At 59.8% G+C, this 10,875-nt stretch carries 10 protein-coding genes and 2 tRNA genes; 8 read left to right on the top strand and 4 right to left on the bottom strand.

From position 1 onward, the window contains the following. Positions 1–174 precede the first annotated feature (174 nt). On the top strand, positions 175–339 hold the full coding sequence (locus Q355_RS0108650; RefSeq protein WP_156941896.1) for a hypothetical protein: 165 nt from the start codon (positions 175–177) through the stop codon (positions 337–339). 43 nt (positions 340–382) lie between these two features. Here the strand turns inward: Q355_RS0108650 and Q355_RS0108645 are convergent. From Q355_RS0108645 to Q355_RS0108630, 4 genes are all read right to left on the bottom strand, one after another. After that, positions 383–467, bottom strand: a tRNA-Leu gene (locus Q355_RS0108645). 67 nt (positions 468–534) lie between these two features. Then, positions 535–611: transfer RNA gene (locus tag Q355_RS0108640), tRNA-His, on the bottom strand. Between the two features lie 76 nt (positions 612–687). Continuing rightward, a complete protein-coding gene (locus Q355_RS0108635; RefSeq protein WP_027877438.1) occupies positions 688–1,824 on the bottom strand; it encodes an NAD(P)/FAD-dependent oxidoreductase in 1,137 nt (378 codons plus the stop codon). A 109-nt stretch (positions 1,825–1,933) separates the two neighbouring features. Continuing rightward, positions 1,934–2,824 (bottom strand): nucleotidyltransferase family protein, encoded by an 891-nt coding sequence (locus Q355_RS0108630; protein WP_027877437.1) that lies wholly within the window; start codon positions 2,822–2,824, stop codon positions 1,934–1,936. A gap of 279 nt (positions 2,825–3,103) precedes the next feature. On the opposite strand from Q355_RS0108630, the gene Q355_RS0108625 reads away from it, so the two are divergent. From Q355_RS0108625 to Q355_RS0108595, 7 genes are all read left to right on the top strand, one after another. Further along, positions 3,104–3,982 (top strand): FAD binding domain-containing protein, encoded by an 879-nt coding sequence (locus Q355_RS0108625; protein WP_027877436.1) that lies wholly within the window; start codon positions 3,104–3,106, stop codon positions 3,980–3,982. A 74-nt stretch (positions 3,983–4,056) separates the two neighbouring features. Continuing rightward, positions 4,057–4,545: a (2Fe-2S)-binding protein gene (locus Q355_RS0108620; RefSeq protein ID WP_027877435.1), complete on the top strand. Its 489-nt coding sequence runs from the start codon at positions 4,057–4,059 to the stop codon at positions 4,543–4,545. A gap of 53 nt (positions 4,546–4,598) precedes the next feature. Continuing rightward, entirely contained in the window at positions 4,599–6,998 is a 2,400-nt protein-coding gene (locus tag Q355_RS0108615; RefSeq protein WP_027877434.1) for an aerobic carbon-monoxide dehydrogenase large subunit, read from the top strand. 91 nt (positions 6,999–7,089) lie between these two features. After that, positions 7,090–7,539 carry an SRPBCC family protein gene (locus Q355_RS0108610; protein ID WP_027877433.1) on the top strand — a complete coding sequence of 150 codons (450 nt, stop codon included), beginning with the start codon at positions 7,090–7,092 and terminating at the stop codon, positions 7,537–7,539. A gap of 117 nt (positions 7,540–7,656) precedes the next feature. Continuing rightward, the gene (locus Q355_RS0108605; protein WP_027877432.1) at positions 7,657–8,760 is read left to right on the top strand and encodes an XdhC family protein; all 1,104 of its coding nucleotides are present in this window, start codon (positions 7,657–7,659) and stop codon (positions 8,758–8,760) included. Continuing rightward, complete coding sequence (locus Q355_RS0108600) at positions 8,757–9,653, top strand: AAA family ATPase (protein ID WP_027877431.1); 897 nt, start codon at positions 8,757–8,759, stop codon at positions 9,651–9,653. Before Q355_RS0108605 ends, Q355_RS0108600 begins: the two co-directional genes overlap by 4 nt. A 10-nt stretch (positions 9,654–9,663) precedes the next feature. Next, positions 9,664–10,860: a vWA domain-containing protein gene (locus Q355_RS0108595; protein ID WP_425411856.1), complete on the top strand. Its 1,197-nt coding sequence runs from the start codon at positions 9,664–9,666 to the stop codon at positions 10,858–10,860. Positions 10,861–10,875: the final 15 nt, after the last annotated feature.

Here is a 10,875-nt window from a genome sequence, read left to right as displayed (position 1 = left end):
ATACCAGATTCGGTTAGTTCGTCACCGAACGGTGACGAACTAACCCGACCGAAGGGAGTGCTCTAGGATTCAAAAAGATAGCCTCTTAGCGCTTTTTGTCTGAAGAATATCTTTTTGAATCCGGTATTACAGGGAGTTCTGAGCACGCTCGCACTCATTTTTCTGAGCATCCATTTGATCAAACGCTACCTGAAGAACCCAAACGACTCATTAGCCTGGCCCATCCGGCTGGCGCTGGCCGCGCAGCCGCTGGTGCTACGCCCACCGGAACAGCGCCACCAGGAAGCCGCCATCGCTGCCCTGCAGGCCCTACTTCAAAAAGCCGAGAACCCTAGATAGCCAAGGTCGAGCCAACAAAAAACCCGGCACAGCCGGGGTTATGTGGTGCGCGGAGGGGGACTTGAACCCCCACACCTTGCGGCACAAGATCCTAAGTCTTGCGTGTCTACCAATTCCACCATCCGCGCACGGTAGAAGGGCTTGCGATTGGGGGCCAGAATTTACGTTCTGCGCCCCAATCATTTGCCCTGGTTTTGGGGTGAGCGATGGGACTTGAACCCACGACCCCCGGTTCCACAGACCGGTGCTCTAACCTGCTGAGCTACGCTCACCACGCCGCAACAGCAAAAGGTATTGTAGGCTTCGCTTAGGTTATCGTCAAGCCAGAATGTGATGCCGTGATGTAAGCTATACAATGTTTTTTTCGACCGCAGGGGCCGCTCTGGAGAAACGCTCATAGCGCAGCAAATCAATGTTCAGGCTCTGCACCCGGTCGTCTACCACTTCCTCGGCCATCAGCCGACCCACCATGGCGGCCTGCTGCACCCCGTGGCCGGAGAAGCCGCAGGCGTTGACCCAGCCCTCCACCCCGGGCATCCGGCCCAGGATGGGGTTGTGGTCCGGGGTGACCTCGTAGTAGCCCCACCAGCTAGCCTTGCGGTCGAGCTGAAATCGCTTTAGCCAGGGAAAGCGGGCCATGCCCACCTCGAGGGTGGGCTCGAGCCAGCTCCAGTCCATGCCTTCTTGGAAGCCCAGGTCGGCTGGGTTGCTACGGCCAAATATCAGCCGGTCGTGCTCGGGGCGAAACCAGAAGCCGCTCGAGAGGTCTATGGTCAGGGGATGCCAGGCGGGATGGGGTACAGGGGAGGTACAGAAGACCATCCGCCGGGCTGGCTGCACGGGTATGGCTAGTCCGGCCCGGCGCCCCACCTCACCCGCCCAGGCTCCGGCGGCGTTGAGCACCAAGCGGGCCTCGAGCAACCCCCTCGAGGTCTGCACCAGCCAGCCGCCACCTTTGGGCTCGGCAGCCAGAAACTCGGTCTCGGTGTAAACCTCAGCCCCAAGCTGGCGGGCCCGGCGCAGGTACTCCATACATATGCCATGTGGATCCACAATGCCGTCGGCGGGGCCGTAGGTTGCACCCAGGATGGGCTCCAGGCCTTCGGCTTGGGGCAGAAAATCAAACCACTGCTGGGCCGCCTCGAGGCCCTGCACCTCGACCGGAACGCCCAGGCTCTGCTGAAGCTCAACCCCGGCCAGGTGGGCCCTCCACCGGGAGGCGGGCACCAAAAACAAGTAGCCGATGGGCCGGTAGGTGGCCTCCGGCATGGCCCGGTACTCCTGGATGGAGTGCCAGGATAAAAGGATGTTGGTGGCCTCGGTAAACTGCACCCGCACCCCCGCCGCGCTCCTGCCGGTAGAACCCATCGCCGCAGCCGGGGCCTGCTCGAGCACCCCTACCTTCAGCCCGCGCTCGGCCAGGCGGTAGGCAGAGGCCGCACCTATGATGCCGGCCCCCACAATTAGCACATCGTAGCGAACCATCGCGCCTACTGTAGCGCATTGAACAGGTTGAGTAAAAGCCCAGAGGCTGGCTCGCCCCGATCTCGCTACGCGCAAGATGCCTGCCGCCTCCAACCCAGCACATTGCAGCCTAGCTGCTCAAAGCCATCAGGCTGGCCCTGCGCAGCAGCTGCAGATATGCCGCCGGTGTGCTCGAGGGCCCTTGCACGATGCTTTGCACACCTTGGTAAGGCGGGCTCAGGTCAAGCCAGAGTGTCTCTTTTTTTCCCGGCAGAACCAGTAAGCCAGGTGCCAACCAGGGCACTGCTTTTGCTGCTAGCGTCGCAGCCACCCTCGGGGCTACCTGAGCTGCGGCCACTGGCCAGCGGGGAATGGGGGTAAAAGGCTCGGTGATCCACCCCTGCTGGTAGGCCAGTTGCCGATAGGTGGGCCAGTCGTCTACATCCGCAAACCACGGCCCTTCCCCCCACTCCACCACCTCGAGCTGCCCCTGGTGGGCGCGCAGAATGGCCCGTGCCCCCTGGTCTCCTTTTAGCCGGTCAATTTCCGCAAAAAGCTTTGCAGATAGATACACCGGGGGATGCGCCTGGCCCTGCCTGCCCGCGGCCACCGCCAGCGCCTGGCTGCCTGGTCGCAGGATGGCCTTCTGCAGCAGCTCGAGCTTTTCAGGCACCAGCACCGGCATATCAGCCAGAAATACCAGCACCCCAGAAGAGCCGGGCAGTGCCCTTATCCCTGCTTTGAGCGAGGTGCTCTGCCCCTGCCGGTAGTGGCGGTTCAATACCAAAACCACCCTCGAGCCAGCAGCAGCCCTTGTTTCCAGCCAGCGATCCAGGGCATAACGCGCCACCTTCGATGCTCGCCCCAAAACCACGGCCACGCGCCCTTCGGCTACAAGTAAAGCCTGCTCGAGCACCCGGGTTAGTTGAACATGGCCCTCACCTGCCGGCAGCAGAAATTTGGGAACCCCGAACCTCGAGGCCATCCCGGCTGCTAAAACAATGGCATCTACAGGCGGCATACCCTAGCTTATCTGCCATTCTGGCAGCGCCCTCTGGCTCCAATGGCGGCTCTAACCCAGCACAGCCCGCGCATCCTCCCGTAAGATACAGCAAGCGCAACACCATCAAAAGCCCCATTACCCCCTACAAAGGGGCCGTTGTGGTGCAGTAAAGCCTTTTGTACCCAGCCTGATGGTAAAAAGCAGAGTCTAATAAAAAGTGTAAGCTTGAGCAGCTTCCGTTATCAAGTTCTTACAATAGAGTAAGTCCGTTAAAACAAATAAAGGAGGCAGGACTGCATGATACCCGCGGCCTTTGAGTATAAACGCCCGCTATCCCTGGAAGAAGCCCTGAGCCACCTGGCCGAGCATGGCTTTGACGCTCGGGTGCTGGCTGGAGGGCAAAGTCTTATCCCAGCCATGCGCTACCGCCTAGCTCAGCCTACCGTGCTAGTAGATATCAACAAACTCCCCAACCTGGGGTATATGCAAGAAGAAAACGGGATGCTCCGCATAGGTGCCCTGGTACGCGACACCGATGTGGAATTCAGCAACCATATACAAAGCAAATATCCCCTCATCGCAGATGTTTCCAAGGTCGTGGCAGACCCAGTTGTGCGCTATCGGGGCACTGTGGTGGGTTCGCTGTGCCACAACGACCCCTCGGGCGACTGGGCTGCTGCGGCCATTGCAGCACGGGCACAGATGGTAATCCAGGGCCAGGGTGGGATACGGGTCGAATCGATAGACCAGTTTTTGGTAGATAGCTTCGCCACTTCAATTGGCGCGGGCGAGATGGCTGTGGAAGTGCGGTTTCCTGCCCCCAATGCGCTCATCTCCGGTGCGTACGAGAAAATAGAGCGCAAGGTGGGTGATTACGCTACTGCCGCCGCTGCTGTGCAAATTGAACTTAATCCCGACGGCACCATCAAGGAAGCCGGAATCGGCATTACCGCAGTAGCCCATATAGCCTTGCGGGTCGAGGAAGGTGAGAAAATTTTGCGAGGTCAGAAACCTTCGCTCGAGCTGATCCGGGCCGCTGCCGAAGAAGCCCGCAAAATTGCCGACCCCAATCCAGATGCACGCGGCTCTGCCGAGTACAAAAAGGACATGGCAAGGGTATTGGTGGGACGGGGTCTGATTAAGGCTTTGAAGCGCTTAAATGTCGTAGTGGCCTGAATAGCTTCCAAAGGCTCGGGTAAGCAGTACCCGTCGCCAGGGGCCACCTTTTACCTGCCTCTAGGAGCACAGCTATGGAAATCACACTGAAAATCAACGGCTCGGAGAAAAAACTAAATGTTGAGCCCCGCACCCTGCTGGTTCACGCCATCCGCGACGCCGGCCTGACCGGAACCCACGTGGGTTGCGATAGCTCGTCGTGCGGGGTTTGTACGGTGGTGCTCGACGGCAAAACCGCCGTGAAAAGCTGCACCATGTTTGCTGTCATGGCCGAGGGCCACGAGATTACCACCATCGAAGGCATGGCCCAGGGCGGCAAGCTCCACCCATTGCAGCAAGCCTTCCACGACCAGCACGGCCTGCAATGCGGCTACTGCACACCTGGCATGATCATGGCGGCCCATGTTTTGCTGCAGCGCAACCCCAACCCCACCGAGGAAGAGATTCGCTTTGGTCTTTCGGGCAACCTCTGCCGCTGCACGGGCTACCAGAACATCGTCAAAGCCGTTCAGCAGGCCGCCCAGATGTTGCAGCAACCCGCTGGTGCCGCAGCAGATGATTAGTCGCCTGGTCAAGTTGATTTGGATTGGCTTTAGCACAACTGAAAGGAGCAGCCATGGCAGTTCAAACCCCCAACCTCGAGCCCAAAGGCATCCAAGGGCTCGGCAAGGCCATTAAGCGCAAAGAAGACGCCCGCTTCATTGTGGGTAAAGGCAACTATCTCGACGACATCAATCTTCCAGGTATGTTGCACATGGCCCTGGTTCATAGCCCCTACGCCCACGCTAGGATTCTCAACATCGACAGCAGCGAGGCCCTCAAAATTCCTGGGGTTAAGGCTGTCATCACCGCCAAAGACCTGGCTGCTGCGGGCCTTTCATGGATCCCCACCCTGGCCGGCGACAAACAGATGGTACTGGCCGACGGCAAAGTGCTGTACCAGTACCAGGAAGTCGCGGCGGTGTTTGCCGAAACCCGCCAGGCTGCTGCCGATGGTGCGGCTGCGGTGCAGGTGGAGTATGAGCCCCTGCCCGTGGTGGTAGACCCTTTCAAGGCAACCGCCCCAGACGCACCCGTGCTGCGGGAGGATATTAAGGGCAATATGACCGGCGCCCATGGCCCCCGCCGCCACGACAACCACATCTGGACCTGGGATGTGGGTTCCAAAGACGAAACCGAAAAAGCACTGGAGCAAGCTGAAGTCCGCATCAAGCAGCACATGGTCTACCCCCGCAGCCACCCGGCCCCCCTCGAGCCCTGCGGCTGCATTGGCGATATGAACAAGGCCACCGGGCGGCTGACGGTTTACATGACCACCCAGGCCCCCCACGCCATACGCACAGTACTCTCGCTGGTGACCAAAATTCCTGAGAACAACATTCGGGTCATCTCCCCCGATATTGGGGGCGGCTTTGGCAACAAGGTACCGGTCTATCCAGGTTATGTGTGCGCCATTGTGGGCAGCATTGTGCTGGGGGCACCGGTCAAGTGGGTCGAGACCCGCACCGAGAACCTCACCACCACCGGCTTCGCCCGCGATTACCACATGGACATCGAGATAGGGGCCACCAAAGACGGCAAGGTCACGGCCATGAAGGTCTACACCCTGGCCGACCACGGGGCCTTCGACGCTGCCGCCGACCCGAGCAAGTACCCAGCGGGACTTTTCTCCATCTGCACCGGCTCCTACGACTTTCAAAAAGCCTACGCCCAGGTGGAGGCGGTCTACACCAACAAAGCCCCTGGTGGGGTGGCCTACCGCTGCTCCTTCCGCGTAACCGAGGCCAGCTACCTGATCGAGCGCAGCATGGATGTGCTGGCCCACGAGCTCAAGATGGATCCCGCGGAATTGCGTCTGAAGAACTTCATTCAGCCCCACCAATTCCCCTATCCTTCGGCCCTGGGCTGGACCTACGACTCCGGCGACTACGAGAAAACCTTAAAGGTTGCGCTCGAGAAAATCGGCTATTACGAGTTACGCAAGGAGCAAGCCGAGAAGCGGGCCAGGGGCGAACTGATGGGCATTGGCATCTCCACCTTTACCGAGATTGTGGGGGCCGGGCCCAGCAAGGACTTCGACATCTTGGGCATCAAGATGTTTGACGGGGCCGAAATTCGCGTACATCCCACAGGTGCTGCCATCGTGCGGGCGGGCACCCGTCACCAGGGCCAGGGCCACGAAACCACCTGGGCCCAGATTGTATCGGAAGAGCTCGGCTTAGACGTAGACAAAATTATTGTCGAGGAGGGCGATACCGACACCGCCCCCTATGGTTTGGGCACCTACGCCAGCCGCTCCACCCCAACTGCGGGCGGAGCAATGGCTCTAGGTGCACGGCGCATCCGGGAAAAGGCGAAAAAGATTGCCGCACACCTTTTAGAGGTAGGCGAAAACGATGTGGAGTGGGTGGATAAGAAATTCCAGGTCAAAGGCGTGCCCAGCAAGAGCGTGACCATGAATGAGGTGGCTTTTGCCGCCTACACCAACCTGCCCCCGGGCCTCGAGCCCGGATTGGAGACCACCTACTACTACGACCCCCCTAACCTGACCTTCCCCCACGGGGCCTACGTCTGCGTGGTGGACATTGACAAAGGCACCGGCGAGGTCAAGGTGCGGCGTTTTGTGGCCATTGACGACTGCGGCACCATCATCAATCCCATGATTGTCGAAGGGCAGATCCACGGTGGCCTCACTGAAGGCTTTGCCATGGCCTTCATGCAGGAAATCGCGTTTGATGAACAGGGCAACCACCTGGCCTCCAATTTCACCGACTACCTGCTGCCCACTGCGCTCGAGACCCCCAGGTGGGAGACCGGCCATACCGTAACTCCCAGCCCCCATCACCCCATCGGGGCCAAAGGGGTGGGCGAGTCTCCTACAGTGGGCAGCCCTGCTGCTTTTGTGAACGCTGTGGTGGATGCCCTGGCCCACCTTGGTGTTCGTCATATCGATATGCCTATCACCCGCGAAAAAGTCTGGAAGGTGTTGCGGCAGGCCGGAATAGATTCGTTCTAGCAAAGGCCAATAGTCCATAGCTGATGGCTCATAGCGAATTGCATGGCTTTCTCTATCAGCCATCGGCTATAAGCTATTTGCGAGGTTGAATATGAAGCTCGAGTACAGCGGACAAGAGAAGGTACAGACCAACCCGGAAAAAGTGTGGAGCTTTATCCAAGACCCACAAAAAGTGGCCTCGTGCCTGCCCGACCTCAAATCGGTGGACATTAAGGACGACAAAAACATGGTGGCTACCGTTGGCGTGGCAGTGGGCCCCGTGCGGGGTTCGTTCAAGTTGAATATCGAACTCGACCCCCGCCCAGAGGAAAACAAGGTTATGGTTCGCATTCGTGGGGGCGGCCTTGGGAGCGCAGTGGATCTAACCGCAAGCGCCGATATCGTCGGCCAGGAAGACCAGACCACTTTGCTGAACTGGCAAGGCCTGGCCACCGTCAGTGGCCCAGCAGCTACCGTGGGAGGACGGGTGCTGGACGCCCAGGCCAAAAGGCTCATCGAGGCGGTCTTCGCCAACATGGGCCAAAAGATGAGTGAAGGCTAGCGGCCCCCAGATGCGTTGCAACCCCAAAAGCAAGGGGTCAGATAATCCGGCCAGATGTCTACGTTTGTGACCAACCGATGATTTCCCGGAGCCATCTGGCCTTAGCATGAACAGCAAATGGACATCTTCAGCAAAATTGCCGAACTGCGGCACAAGGGCGAGTCCTTTGCACTGGCAACGGTGGTTTCGCGGAAGGCACCGGTTTCCTCACACCTGGGCGACAGGGCCATAATCTTCGAAGACGGGCGCTTTGAAGGGTATGTGGGGGGAGCCTGCTCCCGTGAGATAGTACGCAAGCAGGCGCTGGAGGCACTCCACCTGGGCAAGCCGCGCCTGGTCAAAATTACCCCCGAGGCGGCGGCCAGGGTGGTGCTCGAGCACGCCGACGAGGTGGTGATCCCCTTGACCTGCGCCAGCGAAGGGGCGGTGGAGGTCTACATCGAACCCTTGATCGCCAGGTCGAGCTTGCTGGTGGTGGGAGGCTCGCAAATTGCCCTTTCCACCGCGCAAATTGCTGCCCGCATGAACTATACCGTTACGCTGGCCTGCGATCAGCCCGAGCTGGCCGGGGTGAGCCTCGAGCCCGAAATTCGGGTGCTGGACTGGCGCGAGCTGGGGCAGTGGCTCGAGGATCAGAGCCCCGCAAAAACCAGCATCGTGATTGCCTCACAGGGACACTACGACGAAGATGTCCTGGTGCTCATCGCCAAGCACATGCCCAACCCGGCCTACTTGGGGCTGGTGGCCAGCCGTAAGCGCGGGGCTGCAGTGCTGGACAACCTGGAGATCTTGGGAGTTCCCAGAACCACCTTCCCCCTGCTCAAATACCCTGCAGGGCTCGACCTGGGGGGGCGCGGGCGCGACGAGGTGGCAGTCTCGATTCTGGCCGAAATTGTCCTGCTCAAAAACCGCCCGCAAGAATCCAACGTAGAACCATCAAGCCCGCCCAAGGCCTCCTCGAGGCTAGATCAACCTCGTCCTGCACAGCCCGGTGACCTCTTGATCAAACAGGTGGAATCCATTGCGGCCCAAATTCCAGCCGCTAAGCCACCCTCGAACCTTCCCGCCGGTACGGCCATAGACCCTACCAGCGGCGAAGTGATTGAAATTGCCAGGGCTGTGAGCGCTGAGTACCAGGGCCAGACCTACTACTTTAGCTGCCCCAACTGCCGCGCCAAGTTCCTCAAGAACCCCGGAAAGTACCTGAAGGGCACCAAATGAGCCAGGCTGAAGAGAACCCGCTACTCGCAAGCGTCGAAGGCATCCAGGCTGTTTTGCGTGAGCATAGCTACATTGCCGACCTGCCCATGGCCACAGCCCTGCGGCTGGTCATGGCCCTGCGCAAACCCTTGTTGGTTGAAGGCCCCGCCGGAGTGGGTAAAACCCAGGTGGCCAAAACTCTGGCCGAGGTGCTGGGAACCAACCTGATCCGGCTGCAGTGCTACGAGGGCCTCGATACCGCCCAGGCTTTGTACGAGTGGAACTACCCCAAACAGATGCTGCACATTCGCCTGACCGAAAATACCGGTATTGGTGTAGCCGAGCGCGAAGCGCAGATTTTCAGTGAGGCTTATCTGCTGCGACGTCCGTTGCTCGAGGCCATCTCGCAGGACAGGCCGCCGGTGCTGCTCATCGACGAGATAGACCGCACCGACGAGGAGTTCGAGGCTTTTTTGCTCGAGCTCCTAGCCGAGTTCCAGGTCACCATCCCCGAGCTGGGCACCCTCAAAGCGCGCCACCGGCCCTACGTGATTCTGACCTCCAACCGCAGCCGCGAGCTTTCCGATGCCCTCCGGCGGCGATGCTTGTACCTGTGGCAAAACTACCCCAGCTTCGAAAAGGAGGTCGAGATTATCCAGGCCAAGCTACCGGGCATCAACGAACGGCTGGCCCGGAAAATCGCCGCTGTGGTCGCCCATCTGCGCGAACTACCCCTGAACAAAGCCCCCGGCGTGGCCGAGAGCCTGGACTGGGCCGAAGCCCTGGTCTCGCTACATAAAGAGTCACTCGATATGGGCGTCCTCGAGCAGACCTGGGGCGTGATTATCAAAGACAAAGACGATCTGGCTCTGGTGGAAAGCCACAAAGTCCGCCTCGCCGAACTGGTCGCTTGAGTCCATGTCATTGAGCGATTTTCCACATGGCAGCCTGCTGGAGAACCTGGTGGCCTTCAGCGAGCACCTGCGCCACACCGTTCAGAAGTTCAACCTAGGGCCGCAGGAAGTCCAGGACAGCCTGCTTGCGCTCGAGGCCGTACATCTGGGCAATCTGCAGGAGGTTCGACAGGCCCTCAAGCTGGTGATGTGCAGCAACCTCGAGCAGGAGCGGGTCTTCGACGATTTATTCTTCCAGTTTTTCTTGCAGAGCCGACAACGGCCCTCAAGCAGCAACATTCGATCAGCACCCCCCGGCACCCTGGAAGAAGCCCAGGAGACAACTCAGGCGGCCCAACCCAGCCTCTCGGAAGCCTCAAACAGCCAGGAAGACCAGGGGAACAAAGGCCTTATGCGACCAGACCACGACACTACGGCCGACTGGGCCGCCCCTTTGCTCAAAGCTATGTTCAGCCGAACCGCGGGCGCCGAGGCGCAGGAGGTGGAAATACCCCAGGAAGACCTCGAGGCCATGCTGCAAGCTGCGACCCAGATGGTCAACCAGGTGCGGCTGGGGCGAAGCCGAGGCTGGGTACTGGCCAGCAAAGGGCTGCGGTTTCACCTCAGACGCACCCTGCGCAAAGCCCTGCACACCGGCGGTGACCCCATCTATCCCGCCTGGCAGCAGCACCCCAAACGCCAGCCCCGCTTCTTGTTCGTGCTGGACGGCAGCCGCTCGATGCAAGACTACACCGACCGCCTGTTGCAGTTTGCCCTGGCCTTGCGAATGCGCTGCAACCGGGTCGAGGTTTTTGTGTTCTCCACCCAGCTTCAGCGTGTAACCCGACAGCTCGAAAAAGCCAAAACCCTTACCATGCGTCCCAGACTCAGTCGGCTGGGCCAGGCTTGGGGTGGCGGAACCAGCATTGGTGAAAACTTGTTACAGCTCGAGCGGCAGTACGGCGGACTGATCCGAGGCGACAGCGTGGTCATTATCGCCAGCGATGGACTCGACACCGGAGCAACAGAAATCCTGGATTTGGCCCTGCGCAAAATTTACCAGCGCAGCGCCGCCCTAATCTGGCTAAACCCCCTGCTCAACAGCAAAGACTACGACCCCAGGGCCAACTGCATGAAGACCGCCCTCCCCTACCTCGACCGATTCTGCTCTGCCCAAAACCCCGAAGAGTTCGCCCGGCTCACGTATCAGCTCAAAATGCGTAGATAGCTCAAAGTGCTTCTC

This window comes from Meiothermus cerbereus DSM 11376, assembly GCF_000620065.1.
Lineage (GTDB): Bacteria > Deinococcota > Deinococci > Deinococcales > Thermaceae > Meiothermus > Meiothermus cerbereus.
Note: the sequence above shows the minus strand (reverse complement) of the source record. Positions and strands in the feature narration are given on the sequence as shown.

Excerpts from the sequence above, each read along its gene's own strand:
- Q355_RS0108630 (WP_027877437.1), bottom strand. The coding sequence starts at position 2,824 with ATGCCGCCTGTAGATGCCATTGTTTTAGCAGCCGGGATGGCCTCGAGG.
- Q355_RS0108615 (WP_027877434.1), top strand. The coding sequence starts at position 4,599 with ATGGCAGTTCAAACCCCCAACCTCGAGCCCAAAGGCATCCAAGGGCTC.
- Q355_RS0108625 (WP_027877436.1), top strand. The coding sequence starts at position 3,104 with ATGATACCCGCGGCCTTTGAGTATAAACGCCCGCTATCCCTGGAAGAA.
- Q355_RS0108635 (WP_027877438.1), bottom strand. The coding sequence starts at position 1,824 with ATGGTTCGCTACGATGTGCTAATTGTGGGGGCCGGCATCATAGGTGCG.
- Q355_RS0108610 (WP_027877433.1), top strand. The coding sequence starts at position 7,090 with ATGAAGCTCGAGTACAGCGGACAAGAGAAGGTACAGACCAACCCGGAA.
- Q355_RS0108605 (WP_027877432.1), top strand. The coding sequence starts at position 7,657 with ATGGACATCTTCAGCAAAATTGCCGAACTGCGGCACAAGGGCGAGTCC.
- Q355_RS0108600 (WP_027877431.1), top strand. The coding sequence starts at position 8,757 with ATGAGCCAGGCTGAAGAGAACCCGCTACTCGCAAGCGTCGAAGGCATC.
- Q355_RS0108620 (WP_027877435.1), top strand. The coding sequence starts at position 4,057 with ATGGAAATCACACTGAAAATCAACGGCTCGGAGAAAAAACTAAATGTT.